At 63.5% G+C, this 23,232-nt stretch carries 20 protein-coding genes; 17 read left to right on the top strand and 3 right to left on the bottom strand.

Features of this window, described 5'->3' with window-relative positions:
* Window positions 1-325: 325 nt before the first annotated feature.
* The 16 genes from J3P97_RS09235 to J3P97_RS09160 all read left to right on the top strand — a co-directional run bounded on the left by J3P97_RS09235 (window position 326) and on the right by J3P97_RS09160 (window position 19,053).
* On the top strand, window positions 326-1,681 hold the full coding sequence (locus J3P97_RS09235; protein ID WP_434673967.1) for a UDP-glucose dehydrogenase family protein: 1,356 nt from the start codon (window positions 326-328) through the stop codon (window positions 1,679-1,681).
* Window positions 1,678-2,760, top strand: a complete 1,083-nt coding sequence (locus tag J3P97_RS09230) for an NAD-dependent epimerase (protein ID WP_434673966.1) — start codon at window positions 1,678-1,680, stop codon at window positions 2,758-2,760. Before J3P97_RS09235 ends, J3P97_RS09230 begins: the two co-directional genes overlap by 4 nt.
* Window positions 2,747-3,493, top strand: a complete 747-nt coding sequence (locus J3P97_RS09225) for a sugar transferase (RefSeq protein WP_434569117.1) — start codon at window positions 2,747-2,749, stop codon at window positions 3,491-3,493. Before J3P97_RS09230 ends, J3P97_RS09225 begins: the two co-directional genes overlap by 14 nt.
* Complete coding sequence (locus tag J3P97_RS09220) at window positions 3,494-4,138, top strand: CpsD/CapB family tyrosine-protein kinase (RefSeq protein WP_434673965.1); 645 nt, start codon at window positions 3,494-3,496, stop codon at window positions 4,136-4,138.
* Window positions 4,139-4,158: 20 nt separating this feature from the next.
* Window positions 4,159-5,181: a polysaccharide biosynthesis/export family protein gene (locus J3P97_RS09215; RefSeq protein ID WP_434603537.1), complete on the top strand. Its 1,023-nt coding sequence runs from the start codon at window positions 4,159-4,161 to the stop codon at window positions 5,179-5,181.
* Between the two features lie 17 nt (window positions 5,182-5,198).
* Window positions 5,199-6,791: a GumC family protein gene (locus tag J3P97_RS09210; RefSeq protein WP_434569120.1), complete on the top strand. Its 1,593-nt coding sequence runs from the start codon at window positions 5,199-5,201 to the stop codon at window positions 6,789-6,791.
* Window positions 6,788-7,891, top strand: a complete 1,104-nt coding sequence (locus J3P97_RS09205) for a glycosyltransferase family 4 protein (RefSeq protein ID WP_434673964.1) — start codon at window positions 6,788-6,790, stop codon at window positions 7,889-7,891. Before J3P97_RS09210 ends, J3P97_RS09205 begins: the two co-directional genes overlap by 4 nt.
* Window positions 7,888-9,255, top strand: coding sequence for an O-antigen ligase family protein (locus J3P97_RS09200; RefSeq protein WP_434569122.1), 1,368 nt, complete (start codon window positions 7,888-7,890; stop codon window positions 9,253-9,255). The genes J3P97_RS09205 and J3P97_RS09200 overlap by 4 nt, the downstream gene beginning before the upstream one ends.
* On the top strand, window positions 9,255-10,214 hold the full coding sequence (locus J3P97_RS09195; protein WP_434603531.1) for a glycosyltransferase: 960 nt from the start codon (window positions 9,255-9,257) through the stop codon (window positions 10,212-10,214). Before J3P97_RS09200 ends, J3P97_RS09195 begins: the two co-directional genes overlap by 1 nt.
* Entirely contained in the window at window positions 10,207-11,343 is a 1,137-nt protein-coding gene (locus J3P97_RS09190) for a glycosyltransferase (RefSeq protein ID WP_434673963.1), read from the top strand. The genes J3P97_RS09195 and J3P97_RS09190 overlap by 8 nt, the downstream gene beginning before the upstream one ends.
* 12 nt (window positions 11,344-11,355) lie before the next feature.
* The gene (locus J3P97_RS09185) at window positions 11,356-12,360 is read left to right on the top strand and encodes a polysaccharide deacetylase family protein (protein WP_434569125.1); all 1,005 of its coding nucleotides are present in this window, start codon (window positions 11,356-11,358) and stop codon (window positions 12,358-12,360) included.
* The gene (locus J3P97_RS09180; protein ID WP_434673962.1) at window positions 12,357-13,661 is read left to right on the top strand and encodes a lipopolysaccharide biosynthesis protein; all 1,305 of its coding nucleotides are present in this window, start codon (window positions 12,357-12,359) and stop codon (window positions 13,659-13,661) included. The genes J3P97_RS09185 and J3P97_RS09180 overlap by 4 nt, the downstream gene beginning before the upstream one ends.
* Before the next feature lie 785 nt (window positions 13,662-14,446).
* Window positions 14,447-16,423: a hypothetical protein gene (locus J3P97_RS09175; protein WP_434674524.1), complete on the top strand. Its 1,977-nt coding sequence runs from the start codon at window positions 14,447-14,449 to the stop codon at window positions 16,421-16,423.
* On the top strand, window positions 16,420-17,109 hold the full coding sequence (locus J3P97_RS09170; RefSeq protein ID WP_434569128.1) for an N-acetyltransferase: 690 nt from the start codon (window positions 16,420-16,422) through the stop codon (window positions 17,107-17,109). The genes J3P97_RS09175 and J3P97_RS09170 overlap by 4 nt, the downstream gene beginning before the upstream one ends.
* 5 nt (window positions 17,110-17,114) lie before the next feature.
* Window positions 17,115-18,287, top strand: coding sequence for a GNAT family N-acetyltransferase (locus J3P97_RS09165; protein WP_434673961.1), 1,173 nt, complete (start codon window positions 17,115-17,117; stop codon window positions 18,285-18,287).
* Window positions 18,259-19,053, top strand: coding sequence for a ChbG/HpnK family deacetylase (locus J3P97_RS09160; protein WP_434673960.1), 795 nt, complete (start codon window positions 18,259-18,261; stop codon window positions 19,051-19,053). The genes J3P97_RS09165 and J3P97_RS09160 overlap by 29 nt, the downstream gene beginning before the upstream one ends.
* A 147-nt stretch (window positions 19,054-19,200) precedes the next feature.
* Here the strand turns inward: J3P97_RS09160 and J3P97_RS09155 are convergent, their stop codons facing one another.
* Window positions 19,201-19,743, bottom strand: coding sequence for a hypothetical protein (locus J3P97_RS09155; protein WP_434603520.1), 543 nt, complete (start codon window positions 19,741-19,743; stop codon window positions 19,201-19,203).
* Between the two features lie 96 nt (window positions 19,744-19,839).
* A complete protein-coding gene (locus tag J3P97_RS09150; protein WP_434603518.1) occupies window positions 19,840-20,067 on the bottom strand; it encodes a hypothetical protein in 228 nt (75 codons plus the stop codon).
* A 270-nt stretch (window positions 20,068-20,337) separates the two neighbouring features.
* Between J3P97_RS09150 and J3P97_RS09145 the strand changes: the two genes are divergently transcribed.
* On the top strand, window positions 20,338-21,279 hold the full coding sequence (locus J3P97_RS09145; protein WP_434673959.1) for an alpha/beta hydrolase: 942 nt from the start codon (window positions 20,338-20,340) through the stop codon (window positions 21,277-21,279).
* Between the two features lie 194 nt (window positions 21,280-21,473).
* On the opposite strand, the gene J3P97_RS09140 is transcribed toward J3P97_RS09145, so the two are convergent.
* Window positions 21,474-23,216: an ABC transporter substrate-binding protein gene (locus tag J3P97_RS09140; protein ID WP_305495764.1), complete on the bottom strand. Its 1,743-nt coding sequence runs from the start codon at window positions 23,214-23,216 to the stop codon at window positions 21,474-21,476.
* Between the last annotated feature and the right edge of the window lie 16 nt (window positions 23,217-23,232).

The following is a 23,232-nucleotide window of genomic DNA, read 5'->3' as shown; positions in this document are numbered from 1 at the left end:
GCAGCGGGTTTGCAAAGCGCAAGAAAGTCGATCAACGGCTACAGCGTCAAAAAAAAGTTAGCTCAAAAATGACACCTAATAACCGCTAAAAACATAAAAATCTATGGATTGATACCGTTCATCGGCTACTTAAACACCTTTAAAGCCCTTTAAAAACGGCACTTTTCCAATTCGGTCAAGGACTTGATATCAAAAAGCCCTACTCTTTCGAGTTTGCCAACAGTGACAACTGTCATTTTGCTGACACGCTTTTCTGAGGCTGCGCTATACCCCTCTAAACAGTTTCATCCGAGTTACATCAACGGGTCTGCGAGGCGCGCCAAGAATGGACGTGAGCGTATTTGGAACGGGGTACGTTGGGCTGATTCAAGCGGCGGCGCTGGCAGACGTCGGACATCGCGTCCTGTGTGTCGATATCGATCCGAACAAGATCCGGCAACTGCAACAGGCGGTACCGCCCATCAGCGAGCCGGGACTGTCCGGGTTGCTCGAAGACAACATCAAGGCCGGGCGCCTGTCGTTCAGTTGCCAGGCCAGTGATGCGGTCAATCATGGCGAGCTGATCTTCATCGCCGTGGGCACGCCCGCCGATGAAGATGGCTCGGCGGACCTCAGCCATGTCCTGGCCGTGACCCGGCAGATCGCCGACTTCATGGACAGCGACCGCACCCTGATCATCAAGTCGACCGTGCCGGTCGGCACGGCTGACAAGGTCGCCGAATGCGCCCGCCAGGCGTTGGCCCGTCGCGGCCTGCAACAACTGAATGTGCGCGTGGTGTCCAACCCGGAGTTCCTCAAGGAAGGCAGCGCACTGGCCGATTGCATGCGCCCGGACCGGATTATCGTCGGCACCGTCGACGCCCTGGCCCGCGACCAGATGAGCGAGCTCTACGCGCCCTTCTGCCGTAACCACGAAAAGCTGATGTTCATGGACAACCGCAGCGCGGAACTGACCAAGTACGCCGCCAACGCCATGCTCGCAACGCGCATCAGTTTCATGAACGAACTGGCCAACCTCACCGAACACCTGGGCGCCGACATCGAGGCCGTGCGCAAGGGCATCGGCTCGGACCCGCGCATTGGCTACCACTTCATCTATCCCGGCTGCGGCTTTGGCGGCTCGTGCTTTCCCAAGGACCTGCGCGCCCTGCTGCACACCGCCGAACAAAGCGGCATGCCACTGCGCCTGCTGCGCAGCGTCACCGATGTGAACGACAGCCAGCGGCACATTCTTTTCGAAAAGCTCACGCTGCAGTTCCCCGACGGCCTGGCGGGCAAGTCGATTGCCGTCTGGGGCCTGGCATTCAAACCGAACACCGACGACATGCGCGAAGCGCCCAGTCGCTACCTGATGGAGGCACTCTGGCGCGAAGGCGCCCGCGTTCAGGCCTACGACCCGGAAGCCATGTCCGAATGCCGGCGCCTCTATGGCTATCGCAAGGACCTGAACCTTTGCGCTACCCGCGACGACACGCTGGAAGATGCCGACGCCCTGGTGATCTGCACCGAGTGGAAGAATTTTCGCGTGGTCGATTTCGACCTGCTCGCCAGCAAGTTGCGCGCGCGGGTCATCATCGATGGCCGCAACCTGTACAACCCGGAACACCTGGCCGCCGCCGGACTGCTGTATCGCGGCATCGGGCTGCGCCACACCGTGCCCGCTCAGGGGCCACGAGCATGAACATCCTGGTGACCGGCGCGGCCGGTTTCATCGGCGCCCATTGCGTGCTGCGACTGCTGCGCGATGGCCATGACGTGTGCGGGCTGGACAACTTCAACGACTACTACGACCCGCAACTCAAGCACGACCGCGTGGCGTGGGTCAAAGGCCAGGCCGGCGACTTCCACCTGGCGCGAATCGACCTGACCGACGCATCGGCCCTCGACCAACTGTTCCAGTCCCATCGCCCCGACGTGGTGATCCATCTGGCAGCCCAGGCCGGCGTGCGTTATTCGCTGGAAAATCCGCGGGCTTATGTCGACAGTAATCTCAGCGGGTTCCTGAACATTCTGGAGAGCTGCCGCCGCCATCCGGTCAGGCACCTGATCTACGCCTCTTCCAGTTCGGTGTACGGCGCCAACCAGCGCACGCCGTATTCGGTACAGGACGGCGTCGACCATCCGTTGTCGTTGTACGCGGCCACCAAAAAGGCCAATGAACTGATGGCCCACAGCTACAGCCATCTGTTCGGCATCCCCTGCACCGGCCTGCGTTTCTTTACCGTCTATGGCCCCTGGGGCCGGCCGGACATGTCGCCGATCCAGTTCGCCCGGGCCATTGCCGAAGGCCAGGTGCTGAAGCTGTTCAACCATGGCGAGCACGAGCGCGACTTCACCTGCATCGACGACATCATCGAGAGCATCGCCCGGCTGATCGAGCGCCCACCTCATGCAAACCCGGACTGGAATCGCCACCAGCCGGACCCGGCCACCAGCCTGGCGCCGTGGCGCGTCTTCAACATTGGCGGACAGCATCCGGTGACGCTGCGGGCCTACGTGGCGCTGCTGGAAAAACACTTGGGCCGGAGCGCGCGAGTCGAGCTGCTGCCCCTGCAACCGGGCGATGTGCTGAACACCTGCGCCGATGCCAGCGACCTGGCCCGGGCCACCGGTTTCCAGCCTTGCATCGAACTGGATGAAGGCCTCGGCCGCTTCATCGACTGGTTCCTCGATTACTACGCACCGCCCATCGCCCACGCACCGCTTGCGACAGAACGCTTGCGGCCCAACCTCAACGGAGGAGTCTATGACCCGACATGAGCAAGCCATCCCGACCCGGACCCTCGGCCGTGACAAACGAGTCGACCCCGAGCACCGCAGGCGCCTGGACGCGGCTATCCACCGCCAGGGTCGTGGCTGGATGACTGGCCGCGACGGCGGCCGGCCCTGGACCGTCTCGCGCACCAACCGGGTGGTGGCCTGCCTCGGCGCATTGGCCCTGTTGCTGATGCTCAGTCCGCTGCTGCTGGGCCTGGCACTGCTGGTGAGGTTCTCCAGCCCTGGCCCGGTGCTGTTCGTGCAGAAACGCACCGGCTATCGCGGCCGCGTTTTCGGCATGTACAAGTTCCGCACCATGGTCGCCGACGCCGAGGCCTTGAAAGAATCGCTGCGCCACCTCAACAAGCACGGCGCCGACGCCATCGACTTCAAGATCGACAACGATCCGCGCATAACCCCCATCGGCCGGTTCCTACGCCGCAGCAGCCTCGATGAACTGCCGAACCTGATCAACGTCGTGACCGGCGACATGCGCCTGGTGGGCCCGCGGCCGACCTCGTTCAACGCCTACCGCTACAAGGACAACCATTTGGTGCGCCTGAGCATCTACCCCGGCCTCACCGGCCTCTGGCAGATCTCCGGACGCAGCAATATCGACTTCGACCAGCGCGTGGAACTGGACCTCAGCTATATCGCCGAGCAGAGCCTTTTGCTGGATTTGAAGATCCTGATCATCACCCCCTTCAAAGTCTTCAGCGGCCACGGAGCGAGTTAAATGGACGGTTCAACGAATATCCTGACCATAGCAAGCCCGAGCGAGACCAACCTGACCTCGACCGTGCTCGACCCTTCCTTGCGGATCCTGCTCCTGACGGCGGCGAATATCGGCACCGGCACGAGCACCAGCGCCATGGCGCTGGCCGCCCAGTTGGCGCAGATGAGCAGCGGCCGTGTGCTGCTGGTGGACGCCAGCCGGTCGCCGCGCAACCTCAGTCAGCAGCTGTCGCTGCAAAAAGAGCGCGGCTTCAGCGACCTGCTGTTCAACAGCCTTTCTCCGCCGCTGTTGCAGGACTGCGTGGTGCAGGTTTCCAGCCTGCCCTTCGACGTGCTGCCCAACGGTCGCCTGGGCCATAACGCCGAGCGCCTGAGCCCCGAGCGAATGCGCCCGCTGTTCAGGCAACTGGCCGCGCAGTACCGCTTCGTGGTGATCGACGCCGACGCGGTGTATTCGGCCACCGACACCCTGGTCATGGGCACTCAGGTGGACGGCGTGGTGCTGGTGGTGCGCGGCGAGGACACCCGCTGGGAAGTCGCCCAGGCCGCCCGGCAACGCTTGGCCCAGGCCGGCGCGAAGGTGGTCGGCAGTGTCTTCAATCGCCGCAAGTACTACATGCCCAAGTGGCTCTACAACAACCTGTAAGCCTGCAAAAGGATGACGAGATGAACGCCAGAATGCTTGTCCTGCTGTTGCTGCCGCTTGCCGGTTGCTCCAGCACCACCGATACCCGCTCGATGCCGGTGCAGATCCTCACGGCCGCGCCGGCCAACGCCCAGGCCACCGACATGCCCAAGGTCGAACAGACCCTGCGGCCCCAGGACGTGCTGGATGTGATTTTTCATATCAGCACCACCGCCTCCCAGGCTTATCGTGTACAGCCGGGCGACCAGGTAGCGCTGAACTTTACCGCCGCCAGCCAGCTCAACGGCACGCAACAGGTGATGCCCGACGGCAGCATCGAACTGCCGGGCGCCAACACCTCGGTGAAACTCGCCGGCCTGACCACCGACGAGGCCCGTCTTGCGGTACAGCGAGCCTATGACCAGAAGATGCTGTTCCAGCCCAATCGCAACCAGTTGACGGTGCTGGTGACCAGTCCGCTGGCCGGCGAGACGACCCTGCGCAATACCCTGACCCACCCCGGCACCGGCATGAGCCGGGAAATCACCGTGGGCCGGGACGGTTACGCCAGCTTTCCGGAAATCGGCGCCGTACCGTTGCAGGGCATGACCGTCACCCAGCTGGAAACCTTCCTCAACGAGCGTTACGCCAATCTGCCCGGACGCATGACCGTCGATGTGCTGCTCAAGTCCACCGCCGGCAATGAAATCTACGTCCTAGGTGAAGTGGCCCAGCCCGGTTCCTATCCGATCCGCCGGCCCATCTCGGTACTGGAAGCCCTGACCCTGGCCCGTGGCGCAAACGTCAAGGCCCGGCTCGACTCGGTGGTGATCATGCGCCGCAACGGCAATCAGGTCGAAGCCCGCCACTACGACGTCGAAAAAGCCTTGAGCGGCGACGCCTCGCAAATCGCCTACCTGCAGCCCGAAGACATGCTCTTCGTGCCCAAGACCGGGCTGGCCAAAGCCGGCGAAACGGCCCGCCAATTGGCCGACGTGGTGCTGTTCCAGGGCGTGGGGTTCGGCTTCGGCTACCGCGTCGACAACAAAGGCAGCGACAACTGAAACTCAGGTGACCGATCATGAACCCCAAGGAAAATTATCTGCACGAGTTTTTCAGGATCTTCTTTGCCAACAAGCAGTGGGTGAAGCGCATCTTCCTGATTTTCGCCGTGATCGCCCTGGTGCTGCCATTGATGCTCAAGCAGAGCTTCGATATCACCGCCCAGGTGATCGTCCAGTCGAAAAAACTTTCCCAGGGCGACGCCACCACGTCGCTGAACCAGGAAAACGCCACGTTTATCCCGCCGTCCCTGGCGGACATGGAAACCGAGAGCAATATCCTCCGCTCGCCGGCGTTGATTCGCCAGACCATCCAGACCCTGCGCGACCAGGGCGAGTACACGCCAAGCCCGGGCATCCTCAACAAATGGGTCAGCGAGCCGCTCAAGCGCTACATCACCCAGCCGCTGCGTGAGTATGTGGTCAACCCGTTGCGCGACGGCCTGGGGCTTGAGGTCGATCCGGTGCGCGACACGATGCTCGATACGCTGACCGACCAGGCCATCGAAAACCTGAAGATCGAAACCCTCCCCGGCTCCAATGTCATCTCCATCGTCTACAGCTTCGGTGACCCGGCCCAGGGCACGCGGTTCGTCGCGCAACTGCTGAAGAACTACCTCACCGGCCGCCAGGAACTGCAATCGATCGAACTGCCGCAGACTTTCTACGAGCAGAAAAAAGCCCAATACCAGACGCGTCTCGACGGCCTGGAAGACAAACGACTCGGGCTGCTCGAAGGCATCGGTTCGTCCGATCCGAAGGAAGAAGTCACTTTCCGCCTGAACGCCATCAATACCGAAGAGCAGGCGCTGAACCTCTATCAGGATCGCCTGCTGCAAAGCCAACGCTGGCTCGACTACCTCAAGAGCAGCCTGGCGGCGACGACCAGCTCGCGGTTCAACGACTACACCTTCCCGTTCACCTTCACCACCACGGTGGACAACATCGCCTTCGAAGACCGGGAAATCCGCCAGTTGGGTGAGCAGTTGACCGGCCAGGTCAGCCGCTACATGAATGACCTGGCGATTTTCCAGCCCGGCAGCGAACCGATGCTGCTGGCCCGGGAGCAGATCGTGCGCACCCGCCAGCAGTTCCTGAAAGTGGTGAACAACCGCATCCAGGAACGCACCACCGATCTTGCGGTGGTCAGCTCGGTGATCGAGCAGAAAAAAGCGCGCATCGGGGCGTTCAAGGAGCGCATCCATCAGTTGCAGGAAACCCAGAGCAAGCTGCGGCAGATGGACACCGAAATCAACGCTCTGCATGCGGCGTTCTCCACCTACGCCCAGCGATTCGCCGAAGCCAGCACCGCCCGCTCGCTGGACAACGACCTGTCCAACGCCCGGGTCCTGAGCCCGCCTTTCGAACCGACCGCCGCGGCATTTCCCAAGCCGATGCTGATCATTGTGTTCGGCCTGTTCAGCGGCCTGCTGCTGGCCATCGCCCTGGTCTATGTGCGTGAGTTCTTCGATCATCGCTTCAAGCATCCGGCGCAGATCACCCAGCAACTGGATCTGCCGGTGCTGCTGGTGATCAACGAGCAGTCACCCGAGCAGGTCAATCCGCATCGCAACTGGAGCTTGCCCAGCCTCGTCCATTGGGTGAGAAATTGAACGCGCCGTTCGGCCCGTCTCACCGCAGCAGCCCCCTGTCGATCATTCATCTGCTCGACAGCGGCGGCTTCTACGGGGCCGAGCGGATGCTGCTCGATCATTGCCTGGCCACGCCCGGCCAGCACCAAGTGGTGTTTTTAGCGGCGCCGCCGACCTTGATCACGCGCTTTCGCCAGGCCGGGGTCGACTGCCGCCACTGCGCCAACTGGGCCGAGCTGCTGCAGCATTTGCGGCAACGGCGCGCCGAGCGACCGCTGATCAACACGCATAACTTCAAAGGCCTGTTGTTCGGCTGGGCCGCGGCCACGCTGCTGCGCCTGCCCCTGGTGATTACCCAGCACGGCTTTACGCCGCGCAGCACCAAGCAGCGTTTTTATACCTGGCTGAGCCTGCAACTGTGCCGCACCGCCTCGGTCAAGCGAGTGGTATGCGTGGCCGAAAGCATCGCGGCGTTGCACCGCCAGGCCAGCGTGCAGGCGGACAAACTCGACGTGATTCCCAACGGCCTGCCGGCGGTCGCCACACCCCTGCCGCATCGCGATGACCGGCAGCGCTGGCGGGTCGGCTATGTCGGCCGCTTGAGCAGCGAGAAAGGCCCGGACCTGTTTCTCGACGCCATGATCCCGCTGTGCCAGCGCCATGCTTCGCTGCACGCGGTGATGCTCGGCGACGGCCCGGAACGCCAGCTCCTGCTCAAGCGCATCACCGATGCCGGGCTGCCCACGCGCATCGAATTGCCTGGCTACCAGACCGACATGAATGCCTGGTGGAGCCGCCTCGATGTACTGGTGATCAGCTCGCGCACCGAGGGCACGCCGATGATTCTGCTCGAAGCCATGCAAGCCGGAGTGCCGGTGGTGGCGTTCGGCGTCGGCGGCATTCCCGATGTCGTGCAGGACCGCCACAACGGCCTGCTCGCCGCGCCCGCGGACAGCGACGAGCTGGCCCGGCAGATCGAGACGCTGTTCAGCGAACCACCGCTGGCGCAGATCCTCGCCGACAACGCACGGCGCACCCAACGCGACCGCTACGACCTGCGCACGCTGGCCGAACGCTGGTCGCAACTGTATATCCGCACCGCACGGGAGGCCCGGCCATGATTGTCCCGCTCTCGATCGTCAGCCTCCTGGGCCTGGTTTGCCTGATGTTGCTGGCCAGCCCTTATCCGTACCTGGCTCCCGGCGCGGTGCTCGGCCTGGTCGGTGTCGCCGTGCTCTATCGCAAGCCCGGCTGGGGCTTGCTGGGGATTGCCGCGCTGGTGCCGTTCGAAGGCCTGTTCAAGGAAAACGCCTTTTCCGGCAGCAAGTTCCTCGGACTGGCGCTGATCCTGATCCTGGCGTTGCAACTGGCCCTGCACCAGATTCCCGCCACTCGCCTGCGCAGCAATATCTGGAAGCCGCTGATCGGCTTCATGCTGTTCTATGGCCTGAGCCTGCTGCTATCGGAAAACCCGGGCCTCTCCACCACCCACTTCCGGGAACTGGCGGTGGGCCTGGTGCTGTTCGCGATCACCCTGCTGATCGGCCGTGAGCTGAACCTGGACCTGTTCTGCCGGCTGGTCACCCTGAGCGTCACGACTACCTGCGTGCTGGCGATGTTCTCCGCCCGGTACCAGGATCAGGGCCGCGCTTCCGGCCTGTTGGAAGATCCGAACACCTTCGCCCTGCTGATCGCCTTCACCGTGCCGCTGGCGTTGTTGCTGGTGGTGCGCAGTCCGAACCTGCTGCACCGATTGTTCTGGGGTGGCTGTTTCATCCTGCTGCTGGGCGGCATGACCAAGACCGAATCGCGTTCGGGACTGGTGGTGCTGCTGCTCAGCCTGATGATCGGCTTGTATCACTACCGCGCGCAGCTGCCGCGCATCCGCCCACGGCACCTGGGCTTCGCGATGCTCGGGCTGGCGCTGCTGATTCCCCTGGCAATCGCGGTGATGCCGGCCGGCTACGTGGCGCGCATCCAGTCACTGAGCATCCTCAGCGCTGGCGCCAGCGCTCACAAGGACGAATCCCTCGGCCGTCGCGCCTCGTACATCGTCGTCGGCAGCCAGATGCTTCGCGAAAATCCGCTGCTCGGCTCAGGTCCCGGAACGTTTCCCCTGCACTACGCCCCCACCGGTTACGCCAAGGCTTTCTCGGCCAACCGCAAACTGGGGGACCTGTATCGCCGGGCGCATAACACCTACCTGGAAATCTTCAGTGAGATCGGCATTCCCGGCGGGTTGATGTTTGTCGGCATGATCGGCCTGGGTCTCTACAACCTGCTGCGCGCACGCCAGCTCTGGCTCCAGCGGCGGGACTGGGCGCAGGCGGACCTGCTGACGCACCTGGGCATGAGTTTCCTGTCGCTGGCGTTGTTCCTGATGTTTCTCAGTGCACCGAACCACAAGTTGCTGTGGATCATGCTGGGCTTGACCAGCGTATTGCGCTACGACGCCGAACGGTCCGCGCCGCAGGAGACCCGTTGATGAAACGCGTGAGCATTGTGATCCCGATGTACAACGAGGCCCGGCACATCGGCCGCACGTTGCTGGCGGCCCAGGAAGCTGCGCGCCAGGCGCAGCTGGAGTGCGAGCTGATCGTGGTCGACAACGGCTCGGACGACCATGGCCCGCGCATCGCCAACGAATTGGGCGCACGGGTGCTGATCGTGCCCGGCGTGCACATCGGCGCCCTGCGCAATCGTGGCGCGGCGGCCGCCAGCGGCGACTGGCTGGCGTTCATCGATGCCGACATCGAAATGCCCGCCGACTGGCTCAGGTTGTTGATCGAAATCGAAGGTCGCCAGGGCGATGTGCTCGGTCTCGACCTGGATACGCCCGAGCAGGCGCCGTGGTTCGCCCGGGCCTGGCAGCGGCGCGGCCAACGCCCGGGGTCGCGTCCGCTGCACCGGGTGCAGTGGCTGCCCAGTGCCAATCTGCTGATGCGCCGCGCCTGGTTCGATCGCGTCGGTGGCTTCGATGAAACCCTGCGCACCGGTGAGGACAAGGATTTTTCCCTGCGCCTGCGCCAGGCCGGAGCGCAGTTGTTGCTGGTGAGCGAAAGCCTCGCCCTGCACTGGGGTTACGAAGGCAGCTGGCGCGAGTGGATGAGCAAGGAACTGTGGCGCCAGGGCAGTCACTGGCAGCTGCTGCGCAGCCACGGGCCGAGCCTGCGGCTGTTGCGCTTCCCCGCCTTGTCCATCGGTGCCTGGGGCCTGGATTTCGTGGCGCTGGTCGCGCTGTTCCAGGGCCAGGCGCGCCTGGGGCTGATGCTGCTGTTGATCAGCACATTACCGGCCCTGGTTCTGAGCCTGCGCCAGAGCCAACGCGACCCGCGCCTGACCTTGCAATTGTGGGCCCTGCATGGGGTGCGCCTGCACCTGACCGGCGCGGCGCTGCTGCTCAATCTTTTTCAATGGAACGTCAGGAGACCTGCCCGTGGCTGAGTTTTTCTATTGGTCTTGCCTGTTGCTGCCGGTGTACGCGTACCTCGGCTACCCGCTGCTGCTGACCTTGCTGGCGCCGCTGTTTCCGCTACGACGCTACACCACGGCAGTGCCGATGGACGTGAGCATTGTGATTGCCGCCCACAACGAGGCGCGGCACATCGAAGAAAAATTGCGCACGCTGCTGGCTCAGGATTATCGCGCGCGCTCGCTGCAAATCATCCTCGCCAGCGACGGTTCCACCGATGACACGGTGGCCTGCGCACGCAAGGTCAGCGATCCGCGGATCAGCGTGCTCGACTTGCCGCGCCAAGGCAAGGCTGCCGCCCTCAACACGGGCGTGGCCCATAGCAGCGGCGAAATCCTGGTGTTCACCGACGCCGACAATCAATGGGCCCACGATACCCTCGGCCATCTGTTGGCGCCGCTGGCCGACCCGGAAGTCGGCGCCTGCGCCGGGCACATGGTAATCCCCGTGCCCGGCAAGGGCCTGAGCCTGGGCGACAGCCTATATCGGCACTACGAAGGCTGGCTGCGTCGGGTCGAGAGCCGCACCGGCTGCATGGTCTCCGCTGACGGTGCTCTGCTGGCCCTGCGCCGGGAGTTGTTCCAGGCGATACCGGCGCAAGTCAACGATGACTTTTTTCTCAGCACCTGTGCGCCGGTGGCCGGCAAGGCGATCGTCTACGCACCGCTCGCCCGAGTGACCGACCAGGGCGTGGACGAAGCCGACAAGCAGTTCCGCCGGCGCCAGCGGGTCACCGTCGGTGGGTTGCAGAGCCTGGCCCAGCGCCGGGAACTGCTCAATCCCTTGCGCCATGGGCTCTACGCCATTGGCTTGATCAGCCACAAGCTGATCCGCCGCCTGGCCCCGGTGTTGCTGGTGCCGCTGTTGCTGAGCAACGCCTGGCTGTGGAGCGAGCATGGATTCTATCGCCTGAGCCTGGTGGCGCAGTTGCTCGGCTACGCCATTGCCTTGATCGGGTTGCTGGACGTCGGGCACCGTCTGCCCAGGCCTTTCCGCCTGGCCGCGTTCGTGCTGGTGACGTTGGCGGGCATGAGCATCGGGTTGTGGCAGTTTCTGCGCGGCCACCGCTATAGCCAATGGAATCCCGAGCAGAACCGCTAAGGAGCAACGCCGATGTCGATCAAACACGTTTTCAAGCGCACCGGCGGCTGGCTGTACCTGAACACGTCGATGGGGCGCCATCCCTTGCGTGGCGCCGGCGTGATCCTGATGTTGCACCGGGTGTTGAACAACGACCGCGCCGCCGAATTGCCGCATCGCAATGAGCTGTGCGTGGGGCCTGACGCGTTCGAACACCTGTTGATCTGGCTGCAACGGCATTTTGAATGTGTGCCGTTGATGAGCTTGCTGCTGGCCGACCCGGAAAGCGTTCCGAACCGTCCGCGGGTGGCCCTGACGTTCGATGATGGCTGGCGCGACAACGCCATGAATGCCTTTCCCCTGCTGCGCCAGTACCAGGTGCCGGCGAGCATTTTCCTGTCCACCGATTTTGTTGGCAGCCGCCAGCATTTCTGGTGGGAAAGCATCGGCGAAACCCTCTGGGGCAGCCATGGGCAACTGGCGCGGCATTCGCTCATCGAGCATTTGCAGCAGGTCGGCCGGCCATTGCCGGTGCTGCTCGATGATATCGACGACGAGCGCCGCAGCCTGGCGCTGTTGCATTTCCTGCAAAGCCTGAAAACCCTCGATGCGCGAACCCTGAGCGATCTCACCGAGGCCTGTCCGCAGGGCTCGCAACCCCAGGCATTGGACTGGACCCAGGTGCGCATGCTCGAAGATTCCGGCCTGATCCGCTTCGGCCCCCACGGTGCCAGCCATGCGATCCTGACCGGGCTGGACGACCAGCGTTTGCACGAGGAACTGACCCGCAGCTGGATAGCTTTGGAAAACGGCTGCGCGCAACCCCTGCCGGTGTATTGCTACCCCAACGGTGATCATGATGCACGGGTACGCGAGCAGGTGGCGGCCCACGGTTTTCCATTTGCCCTGGGCACCGAGGCCGGGCTGTATCGCCACGACGGCGACCCCTTGAACCTGCCACGCTTCGGCGTCAGCCAGCGCAATGCCTGCCACCCCGAGTTGCTGGCCTGGCGCATCCGTCGAGGAGCCCGCTCATGAGCCGAGCCCATTACCTCAAGCACCTGGCACTGAGCATGGGCACGCGCCTGGCAATGATCGCTCTGCGCCTGCTGCGTAACGTGTTGTTGGCAAGGATCCTCGGGCCCAGCGAGCGCGGACTGTTTGCACTGCTCAGTACCCTGCCCGACCTGATCAGCGCCGCCACCAGCGGTGGCCTGAATTCCGCCGTCGGCTACCAGGCGGCGCAGCAGCGCTCGATGGGCTTGTTGCTCAGCCAGGTGCTGGTGTTCGGCTGTTTGTTGGCCGGGTTGCTGACCTTGTTGGTGGTGGCGCTGGTGCGGGAATTTGGCGGTGAGCTGGACATCACCACGCAATTGGGATTGCTGGCCTGGCTGCTGTTGCTGGCCGTACCGCTGACCGTGCTCAAGAGTGGCCTGCTGACGCTGCACAATGCCTCGGGCGGCGTGGGCGCGTTCAACGCGTTGCGGCTGATGGAATCGCTGGCACCGCTGTTGTTGTTCGTGGCGCTGTTCTGGATGTGGCAAGACAAAGCGCTGGAGGCGGCGCTGATCAGTTGGCTGGCGGGCTTGAGCCTGGTGGTGCTGGCCGGCTGGATGTGGTTGCGCCGCGATCATGCGGTCGAGCTGCAGTGGGACCGCGCCGGCCAGAACGAGCTGTTGCGCTACGGCGCCCGCAGCCATCCTGACCTGCTGTTCCAGCAAGTGGTGCTGCGCTCGGATTTCCTGTTCATCGGCGCCCTGCTGGGCAGCACGGCGCTGGGGCATTACGCCATGGCCAGCGCTGCGGCCGAACTGCTGCTGATCGTGCCGGAAGCGGTCACCACGCCGCTGATGAAACGCCTGCTGCAGCAAGACCGCGACATGCAGCGCCTGACCCCGCTGGCCTTGCGCCTGACCGCCACAGTGATGCTCGGTGCCTGCCTGGGCATGGCGCTGATTGGCGAATGGTTGATCGTCACGCTGTTCGGCGCCGCCTATCAACCGGCCTACCCGGCCCTGCTAGCGCTGCTGCCGGGGCTGTTCGGGCTCTGCTATGCGAGCATCCTGCGCCTGGATCTGCTGGGCAAGGACCGACCCGGCACGGTGTCGCTGCTGATGGGCGTCGGCGCGCTGCTGAACCTGGCGCTCAACCTGGTCCTGATACCGCGCTACGGCATCGTCGGCGCGGCCGCCGCGTCGTCGGTCGCCTATCTGGGGGTAACGCTGGCGCTGCTGGGCATGTACTGCCGCCTCAGCGGCGTGGCGCTGTGGCAGACACTGATCATCCTGCCCAGCGATTTGCTGCCGATGCGCCAGATGCTGCTGGGGAAATCCGCGTGAACACCGCCGCCCGCCAGACCGCCATCGCGAGCAAGCTCGCTCCCACAGGGTCCAGGGTTGGCAACGGTATTTGTATTCACCACAGATCACCTGTGGGAGCGAGCCTGCTCGCGAAAGCGTTGGGTCAGCTGGCGGTGATGTTGAAGGTGATGGCCTCTTCGCGAGCAGGCTCGCTCCCACAAGGGGGCGGGGTTGGGCAGGATATTTGTGGTCACCACAGATCACCTGTGGGAGCGAGCCTGCTCGCGAAAGCGCTGGGTCAGCTGGCTGGGATGTTGAAGGTGATGGCCTCTTCGCGAGCAGGCTCGCTCCCACAGGGGGGCGGGGTTGGGCAGGGTATTTGTGGTCACCGTAGATCACCTGTGGGAGCGAGCCTGCTCGCGAAAGCGTTGGGTCAGCTGGCGGTGATGTTGGAGGTGACGGCCTCTTCGCGAGCAGGCTCGCTCCCACAGGGGGGCGGGGTTGGGCAGGGTATTTGTGGTCACCGTAGATCACCTGTGGGAGCGAGCCTGCTCGCGAAAGCGTTGGGTCAGCTGGCGGTGATGTTGGAGGTGACGGCCTCTTCGCGAGCAGGCTCGCTCCCACAGGGGGGCGGGGTTGGGCAGGGTATTTGTGGTCACCGTAGATCACCTGTGGGAGCGAGCCTGCTCGCGAAAGCGTTGGGTCAGCTGGCGGTGATGTTGAAGGTGATGGCCTCTTCGCGAGCAGGCTCGCTCCCACAGGGGGGCGGGGTTGGGCAGGGTATTTGTGGTCACCGTAGATCTGTGGGAGCGAGCTTGCTCGCGATGGGGCCAGTGGAGTGCATGCGAAAAATCGGCGCCGGTCTATGCCTTCTGGCCCTCGCAGCCTCGGCCCATGGCGCGTCCATGCAATGGACCGGCATTCGCGACGGCAGCCTGTACCTGCAGACCGACCAGCCAAGCACTGTGACCGTGCGCTGGGTGCCCGCCTGGCAGGCCGATGCCAATACCGAACACCTTTACCTGCTCGACGGCCAGGGGCGGCTGGCCGGTGAACGCCTGGTCGAGGCGGCACAGACCCGTGGCGAGCAGCAGTGGCCGCTGCGGCCTGGTGCCGCCAGTTATCGCCTGGAAATTCCCGGCTACAGTTTCCGCCGCTATGCGGTAGAGCACGATGCGCGCACCCGTGCCCTGTTCGCCCCGGCGAAAGTGCATTTCAGCGCCGAAGCCCACGATGGCGACGAGTTGTACTTCAAGGTGGCGGCCGGCGAACGCGCAGTGCTGGCGGGTAAATTCCATGGCGGTGTGCACGCGCTGCAAGCCCGGCGCGTCGGCGACGGCAAACAGCTCCAGCTGAATCTCAAACCGTATCGCGCCTATTGGCAGTTCGACCAGATCGCCCTGCCGGTGGCGGATGTCGAGCAAACCTGGCGTCTGCACTTGCAAGGCAACGGCAAGGTAGCGTTCTGGCTCGACGGTAGCGCCAACCTGTTCGCCCAGGACCCGGCGCAGTTGCAGCCGGTGCGCCAGGATCCGGGCCAAACCCACCTGACCCTCCATGACGATGTGCTCGGCCCCACCCCCAGCCTGGGCATGTCCCTGCCCTATGTGCTGCCGCCACCGTCCGCCTACGCGGTGATCGATACCCTCAAGCCCCGAGCGGCCACCTACTACAGTTTCGTCGATGTCACGGCGGCCAAGGCCGACCACGAAGATGCGTTCCGGCGCCTGTACCAGGATCGCTTCGGCATCACCCGGGACATTACCCTCTTGGCCGGCAGCCAACGCAAGGCCGATCTGCGCGCCGACCGGACCAGCAACAGCGGCTTGCAAGCCTGGCTCGACACGACCCGCGCCTTGGGCGGCAAGGGCCTCCATTACCTGAGTTTCGCCGACGAGCCGAACCTCAACTATCCGGACTTCGCCAGCTTCGAGCAGATGTTCGAAAGCCTGGCCGCCCAGGTCCGCGCCAACGACGCCAACGCCCGCGCCGGAGTGCGCATCGCCATGCCGGCCAGCTCCCGGTTCACCAATGGCCCGCTGGCCGAAAACGCGGCGGATCGGCGCGGCATCGATTGGGCACGGCGCCTGCTGGAAACCTCCGGCGACCGGATCGACGCCCTGGCCTGGCATGAATGGATGGTCCGCGACTTGCTGGCGACCCGGGTCTATCGCAACAGCGTCCGCCAGGCCGCCGACCTGGTGGGCCTGGACAGCCAGGGCCGGCCGCGCAAGGCCTTGCTGCTGGATCAGACCAACATCTCCAGCGGCTCGAGCCTCAGCCCCTACGATCAGGAAACCCACTACGCCGCGCTGTGGTGGACGTCGGTGGCGATCAACGCCTCCGCCGACGGCTGGCTGGACATGCTCAACTGGTTCCAGTCCGCCGACGAGCCGCAATACCCCAAAGGCATGGTGCGAGTGCTGGAGAACCAGCGCTTCGAACTCAAGCCAGTGGGCCTGGCCCAGCAATTCATCCAGCAGCACTGGCTCGACCAGGTGCTGCGCCTGGACAACGACGCGTTTGAAGTCGACGCGCTGGCCATGGCCACCGGGCAGCAGCGCAGCCTGCTGGGCGTGAACAAAAGCACTCGCGCCCATCAAGTCAGCCTGCAGGGCGCGGGCTGCCCGCAGCCCGGCGCCAGCCTGGTGTATTTCGGCCCGGACAACATCAGCCGCAATGCCCCGTTCAACTGCAAAGCCAGCCAGGTCGGATTTCTCTTGCCAGGAGAAACCGTATTTGCCCTGCGCTGGACTGCCACCCTTCCCCCCCAACCCGCTATCCGTCAGGAGGCTCCATGAACGCTCTGCAAAAATTGCGTGATCGCATTCAGAAAAAAGGCCTGCGTTCCGTTTTCAAACTGCTGGTACGTCGCTTCGTGTTTTTCCATTCGCAACTGGTATGGCTGGAACACGATGTGAGAATCCCGCTGCGGCCGCATACCCTCAGGCCCTACCCACCGGTACGTCGCGAGTTCATCACCGTCGAAAACGCCGACGCTTTCGCCAGGCATTTCGGCGACCGCGTCGAAACCATGCGCGAGCTGGCCGCCGAAGGCTATACCGGCCTGATGTACCTGGACGACAAGGGCGACACCATAGGTTTCGCCTGGGCCAGTACCCGAGACTATTTTGATCGCCACTTCTATGGCTGCTGGTTCCCGATCAAGCCGGGTGAATACTTCCAGTTCGGTGGCGAGATGATTCGCGCGTACTGGGGCTCCCAATTGTCGGCGGATGTACAAACCGATATATGGAAAGTCATGGCGGACAAGGGCTGCGAAAAAATGGTCGATGTCTGCGACCTGGAGAACACCCCAGCGATCAAGATGCACATCCGCATGGACTTCCAGGAGCGCGGCCAGATCACCCATGTGTATTGCCTGTTTGGTCGCTTCCGGTTCTTCCGCGACACGTTCTACAGCGGCTCGGTACTCGACGCTTTCCGTAAACCGGCCCGGCCGGTTGCATCGGCTGCGGCGGCCTGACGTCCATGGCGATCCGGTTCCAGTGGTGTCGCTCCATGAGCGCGGCGGAGTTTCCTGCAACGGCTTATGAAGAGCTGCGGACCCAGGTGGTCGACGCTACGCCGTTCAATACGCTGGCCTGGTTGCAAGCGGCGGAATTCGCCCTCGCGCCCGACCAGCAACTCCATGTGCTGCTGGGCTGGCAAGACCAGACACTGTGCCTGTGCCTGCCTCTGGTCGCGGGGCGCGAGCGCATCGGCGGGCTGCGCTTTCGGGTGTTGCATCACTTGGGGTTTCCACTGGCTGACCGTATCGCCCTGCTGGTGCGCCTGGACGCCGAAGCCATGGGCCAGGCGCTGATGCAGATCCGCCAGCAGGTGCCCCACGCGTTGCTGCAATTGAATGAAGTGATCGAGCCGGTCGGCGAACAAAGCGTGCTCAGTGCCTGGATGGCGCAGAGTTCCACCGGCGAACGGCGGCTCAGTTGCCGGGTCCCGGTGCACCTGATCAGCGACAGTGACCATCAGGAAATCACCGGCGATCCGCGTTACAAGTTGCGCCGCGCGCGCAAGCGGATCGCCGCTTGCGGTGCCGAAATACGTCGGGTGACGCCGGATGCCATCGGCATGGGGCAGCTGCTGCGGGCTCTCGCTGAAGTCGAGGCGGCCAGTTGGAAAGGCGAGGAAGGTGTCGGCATCTTCGCCGACCCCGGGCGCCGGCAATGGATGAACCTTGCCTTCACCGCCCTCGCCGCCCAAGGCCTGGTGCGGGTGGTGATGCTGGAGCTGAACGGCGAGTGCATCAGCTATCGCCTCGGCCTGCTCGACCAGGGACGGCTGTATGACTACAACCTGGCGTTCCTGCCGCGGCACGCCGACCTGGGCAGCGGTCGGGTCTTGCTCGAAGAGTGGATCCGCTGGGGGCTGGACGAGAACTGGCGGTGGATCGATGCATCGCGCGTCAGTCTGGAGAATTCCAGCCATCAACTGCACGAACGCATGACCGGCCAACTTGAGCACTGGCGCTGGAGTTTTTATTCCTGGCGGCCCGATGGCCTGCTCCTGGGGTTCGCCCTGCGGCTATGGAAAAGCCTGAAGCCCTGGCTCGGCAAGCGCCGCGCCAAACCGCCCGCGACAACGTCGCCCACTGCCAAAAAGCCGGAGGACACGCATGCCTCGCCAAGTGATCGTCAACGCTGATGACTTCGGGCTCAGCCTCGATGAAAACGACTTGATTCTACGAGCCTTCGAGGCAGGCGTGATCAGCTCCGCCACGGCCATGGCCAACATGCCGGGGTTTGACCAGGCGTGTGAGCTGGCCCGACACCCACTGCTTGAAGGGCGCATCGGCCTGCATTTCAATCTCAGTTACGGACCGCCGCTGAGTCAGGCAATCAGGACACGGCAGACGTTCTGCAATGCAACCGGCGAATTCGACCTCAATCTGTCGCGCTACAGCCTGCGACTGGGGACGGATGATCTGGCGGCCGTGGAAGAAGAACTCCAGGCGCAGTGGCAATACTGCCTGGACCGTGGCCTGCGTCCGAGCCATCTGGACTCTCATCAGCATGTACACAACATCTGGCCCGTCGGCGAACTGGTGGCTCGCTTCGCCGCCCGGCAGGGCGTGCCCATGCGCCTGGCACGTAACCTGGGACCGAACCTGAGCGTGGCCAAACGCATCTTCAAAACCCTGCTCAACCGCCGCCTGCGCAGGCTCTGCGGCGCAACGGCGGATTATGTCTGCACGCCAGCGGACCTTCATCACGCGGCGCCACCGAAGCATGGTTCGCTGGAAGTGATCGTTCATCCGCTGCAACTGGACGGGGATTTTGGCGACGCCAGCCTGGCCCTCGACAACTCGCTGACCCAAGTGCTGCACAGGCGCCTGGCGGGGGTGCCGAAGGTGGGGTATGGCGAGAGTGGGCGGGAGTTTGAGCGAGTTGAGTTGGGGGATCTGTACTGACCCGACCCACCAAAGGCTGGTTTGCCGCAGGCCCTGTGGGAGCGAGCCTGCTCGCGAAAGCGGAGCATAAGTCAATGATGATGTCGACTCACCGGGCGCCTTCGCGAGCAGGCTCGCTCCCACAGGGATAACGGTGCTCCGCTTTCCTCAATTGCCCAGGCACGCTCGGGCCAGGGAGGCCCGCCGATCGATGGCTTCGCACAGCCGACGCTTCTGCGTCTCCCAGACGTCGGCCTCGACCCGGGCCGAACGCATCAGCGCCAGCATCGCTTCCTTGGCGTGGACGTACTCTGCCCAGGCATCCCGGATCCTGAGGTTGCGGCGCTCTTCATCGCTCATGTCCATGCGCCTCAGGGCCAGGGTGCATTCGTCCCGGATCAATGGCCCAAGGGTCATCTGGATCTTGTGGGGCGCCTTGAAACATCCGCTACCGGCGACGATGTCCCCGGCCCGGGCCAAGCCCCACTCGAGCGCTTGGCACAACGGTTCGCGCAACGCGCGATCATGGAATTCTTCGACCCAGACGGATCCGTTCGGCCGATAAACACAGATGAAAAGTTGCGTCACGCTCTGCTGGTTGATCCGCGCCTGGACCTCGACCTGCGTGCCGTCCTCCAGGACCTCTTCGTGGTTGCGCCCCGCCAGCCGACGGTTCACCCACAGCCAATACGCTGCGCTTCTACGTCGCATCCCGTTGCCCTCCCCCTAAGGAACAGGGAGTAAGGCACACGGATGGGACAATTTCCAGCGATGCAAAGCGGGCTTCTGACGAATGACAGTCGCCACTCAGCGGCCGAGCTTTTTCTCCACCTGCCCGACCTTGTCGCGCAATTTTTCAGCGTCCTGCTCATGGCTCTTGATCGACTTGGGCGTGATCGTCTTGTCGACTTTGTCAGTGGCTGGATCCGGGTGGCGCACATCGCGCTCCACGACGTCCACCGGGTCGCCGGCAGCATCCTTCGCTGGCGCATTGTTGCCGACTTGGCTGGCTGTTTTCGAATGTTCGCTCGTCATGACATCGTCCTCGACAGGGTTGAGTATTGAATTTCGAGTGGGGCGAAACGGCGAGAGTTCGATCGGGTTGCACCACAATCTGAAGGCAATGAAACCCTCGTGGCGAGGGAGCTTGCTCCCGCTCGACTGCGCAGCAGTCGCAAAAGATCGATGCCTGCCCGCAGCCCTGGGGCCGCTCCCGCATCACAGGCAAACCGTCCGAAATCCCTGCGCGCCCTCCGAGGAATCTGCTAAAACGCAGCTTCTGTCCCCGAGTAGCGAATCGCGTCGATGCCTTCATCCTTACTTTCTCGCCTCAGGCAACGCTGGCTGGCCTGGTTGTTCATGGCCGCGATGGTGGTCGGCCTGCCGGTGGGCTGCGCGGTGTTGCAGCACAAGGAACGCGAGCTGGTGTTTCGCATCGAGCCGGGGACGGCGAGCTGGTTCAGTGGCCTTCCCAGCGGTGTGCAGGAGTTCGACCTCAAGCCCAAGAGCTTCAAGGCCGGGGAAAATATCCACGGCTGGTGGTGGCCGGCCGAACGCAAGAACGCGCCCGCCATCCTGTACCTGCACGGCGTGCGCTGGAACCTGACCGGCCAGCTGTTTCGCATCCAGCAATTGCGGGCGCTGGGCTATTCGGTCATGGCGATCGATTACCGTGGCTTTGGCAAAAGCCAAGGGGGACTGCCCTCTGAAGCCAGCGTGTACGAGGATGCAAGAATCGCCTGGGAACGTCTTGCGGTGCTGCAACCTGACCCGGCCCTGCGCCTGATCTACGGCCATTCCCTCGGCGGTGCCGTCGCGGTGGATCTTGCGGCGGAGCTGGGTCAGGAGGCGGCAAAAAATGGCACCACCGTGCCCGCCCGAGGCCTGGTCATCGAATCGACCTTCACGTCCCTGGGCGATGTCGCCACCGCCATGGCCAACACTTCCCTGCCGGTACGCTGGCTGCTGTCGCAGAAGTTCGATTCCATCGACAAGATCGGCGAGATCAACATGCCGCTGCTGATCGTCCACGGCGCCGCCGACCGCTACGTACCACCACGCTTCAGCGAGCAGCTGTTTAATGCCGCCCGGGAACCGAAGCGTTTGTTGTTGGTGCCGGGCGCCACGCATAACAACAGCATGAGCCTGGCGGGCCGCACGTATCGGCAGGCGTTGGATGCGTTGATGAGCGCCCGCCCGACCCCGGTGGCCGGAAACGCCCAGGCAAGCCCGGTCAAGGCCGGTTAAACCATCATCCCTCTCTGGAAGCGACCCCTGTGGGAGCGAGCTTGCTCGCGATAGCGGTGGCTCAGTTCGCATCCAAATTGAATGGGCCACCGTCATCGCGAGCAAGCTCGCTCCCACAGGGGATGGTGTCCAGTTCGAATTCTCCGCAAAAAAAAAGCGGCACCTTTCGGTGCCGTTGTTTTTTGGTTGAAGCGTTACTTACGCGCCGCCTCCCACGATTTCAGCAATTCGGCATAGTTGACCGTCTCGCCTTTAGGCTTCTCGTTCGCCAGTTTCGGCTTCGGTGCGCCCGGTTGATCGAACCAGTATTGCGCGTCGCGCTCAGGGTTCATCTTAGGTGCGCAGGTGGCCTGGGCCTTGGAGCGTTCCAGACGCGTCATGATCGCGTCCTGATCCTTGGCCAGCCCGTCGAGAGCCTGTTGCGGGGTTTTCTCGCCACTGGCCGCTTCGGCGATGTGGCTCCACCACAGTTGCGCCAGGCGTGGATAGTCCGGCACGTTGGTCCCGGTTGGCGACCATTGCACACGGGCCGGGCTGCGATAGAACTCCACCAGGCCACCAAGTTTCGGCGCCAGGTCGGTCATCGCCTGGGAGTTGATGTCCGATTCGCGAATCGGCGTCAGGCCAACGATGGTCTTCTTCAGCGACACGGTCTTGGATGTCACGAACTGCGCGTAGAGCCAGGCCGCGAGGCGCTGTTTCTCAGGCGTCGACTTCATGAAGGTCCAGGAGCCCACGTCCTGATAGCCCAGCTTCATGCCCTCTTCCCAATACGGACCGCGTGGCGACGGCGCCATGCGCCATTTCGGCGTGCCGTCGGCGTTCATCACTGGCAGGCCCGGCTTGGTCATGTCGGCGGTGAAAGCGGTGTACCAGAAAATCTGCTGGGCGATGTTGCCTTGGGACGGCACCGGACCGGACTCGGAGAAGGTCATGCCCGCCGCTTCCGGTGGCGCGTATTTTTTCATCCAGTCGACGTACTTGGTGGTGGCGAACACGGCGGCCGGGCCGTTGGTGTCGCCGCCACGGGTGACGCTGGAGCCGACCGGATGGCAGTCTTCGACGCGAATGCCCCACTCGTCCACTGGCAAGCCGTTAGGCAGGCCCTTGTCACCGCCGCCGGCCATGGAGAACCAGGCATCGGTGAAGCGCCAGCCCAGGGACGGGTCTTTCTTGCCGTAGTCCATGTGGCCATAGACGCGCTTGCCATCGATCTCCTTGACGTCTTCGGAGAAGAACTTGGCGATGTCTTCATAGGCCGACCAGTTCACCGGTACGCCCAGCTCGTAGCCGTATTTTTCCTTGAACTTGGCCTTCAGGTCCGCACGCTCGAACCAGTCGGCGCGGAACCAGTAGAGGTTGGCGAACTGCTGGTCGGGCAGTTGATAGACCTTGCCGTCCGGCGCGGTGGTGAAGGAGATGCCGATGAAGTCCTTGAGGTCGAGGGTCGGCGAGGTGAAATTCTTGCCTTCGTTGGCCATCAGGTCGGTGATCGACTCGGTCTTGCCGTAGCGAAAGTGCGTGCCGATCAGGTCCGAGTCATTGACCCAGCCGTCGTAGATGTTCTTGTCGGACTGCATCTGGGTCTGCAGCTTCTCCACCACGTCGCCTTCCTGGAGCAGGTCGTGGGTCAGCTGGATCCCGGTGATTTCGTTAAAAGCCTTGGCCAGTACCTTGGATTCATATTCGTGGGTAGCGATGGTCTCCGAGACCACGTTGATTTTCATCCCGCGAAATGGCTCGGCGGCCTTGATGAACCACTTCAGTTCTTCGAGCTGCTGCTCGGCTGTCAGGGTCGACGGCTTGAATTCGCTGCCGATCCATTTTTTCGCGGCGTCTTCATAGGCGTCGGCCCAGGCCGTAGCGCTCAGCCCGCTGAGTGCCAGCATGGCTGCCAATGAAACGCTATGTCGCAGCTTATTGTTTTTATCGAACATAGAGACCTCCTGTTTG

It is taken from the genome of Pseudomonas sp. R1-15 (genome assembly GCF_051132085.1).
Classification (GTDB): domain Bacteria; phylum Pseudomonadota; class Gammaproteobacteria; order Pseudomonadales; family Pseudomonadaceae; genus Aquipseudomonas.
The sequence above is the reverse complement of the archived record's forward strand: the minus strand, read 5'-3'. Positions and strand labels throughout refer to the sequence as shown.

Bases quoted from the DNA above. Each gene is read 5' to 3' on its own strand.
- J3P97_RS09235 (WP_434673967.1), top strand. From the start codon at position 326: ATGGACGTGAGCGTATTTGGAACGGGGTACGTTGGGCTGATTCAAGCG.
- J3P97_RS09230 (WP_434673966.1), top strand. From the start codon at position 1,678: ATGAACATCCTGGTGACCGGCGCGGCCGGTTTCATCGGCGCCCATTGC.
- J3P97_RS09225 (WP_434569117.1), top strand. From the start codon at position 2,747: ATGACCCGACATGAGCAAGCCATCCCGACCCGGACCCTCGGCCGTGAC.
- J3P97_RS09220 (WP_434673965.1), top strand. From the start codon at position 3,494: ATGGACGGTTCAACGAATATCCTGACCATAGCAAGCCCGAGCGAGACC.
- J3P97_RS09215 (WP_434603537.1), top strand. From the start codon at position 4,159: ATGAACGCCAGAATGCTTGTCCTGCTGTTGCTGCCGCTTGCCGGTTGC.
- J3P97_RS09210 (WP_434569120.1), top strand. From the start codon at position 5,199: ATGAACCCCAAGGAAAATTATCTGCACGAGTTTTTCAGGATCTTCTTT.
- J3P97_RS09200 (WP_434569122.1), top strand. From the start codon at position 7,888: ATGATTGTCCCGCTCTCGATCGTCAGCCTCCTGGGCCTGGTTTGCCTG.
- J3P97_RS09195 (WP_434603531.1), top strand. From the start codon at position 9,255: ATGAAACGCGTGAGCATTGTGATCCCGATGTACAACGAGGCCCGGCAC.
- J3P97_RS09185 (WP_434569125.1), top strand. From the start codon at position 11,356: ATGTCGATCAAACACGTTTTCAAGCGCACCGGCGGCTGGCTGTACCTG.
- J3P97_RS09180 (WP_434673962.1), top strand. From the start codon at position 12,357: ATGAGCCGAGCCCATTACCTCAAGCACCTGGCACTGAGCATGGGCACG.
- J3P97_RS09175 (WP_434674524.1), top strand. From the start codon at position 14,447: ATGGGGCCAGTGGAGTGCATGCGAAAAATCGGCGCCGGTCTATGCCTT.
- J3P97_RS09170 (WP_434569128.1), top strand. From the start codon at position 16,420: ATGAACGCTCTGCAAAAATTGCGTGATCGCATTCAGAAAAAAGGCCTG.
- J3P97_RS09165 (WP_434673961.1), top strand. From the start codon at position 17,115: ATGGCGATCCGGTTCCAGTGGTGTCGCTCCATGAGCGCGGCGGAGTTT.
- J3P97_RS09160 (WP_434673960.1), top strand. From the start codon at position 18,259: ATGCCTCGCCAAGTGATCGTCAACGCTGATGACTTCGGGCTCAGCCTC.
- J3P97_RS09155 (WP_434603520.1), bottom strand. From the start codon at position 19,743: ATGCGACGTAGAAGCGCAGCGTATTGGCTGTGGGTGAACCGTCGGCTG.
- J3P97_RS09150 (WP_434603518.1), bottom strand. From the start codon at position 20,067: ATGACGAGCGAACATTCGAAAACAGCCAGCCAAGTCGGCAACAATGCG.
- J3P97_RS09145 (WP_434673959.1), top strand. From the start codon at position 20,338: ATGCCTTCATCCTTACTTTCTCGCCTCAGGCAACGCTGGCTGGCCTGG.
- J3P97_RS09140 (WP_305495764.1), bottom strand. From the start codon at position 23,216: ATGTTCGATAAAAACAATAAGCTGCGACATAGCGTTTCATTGGCAGCC.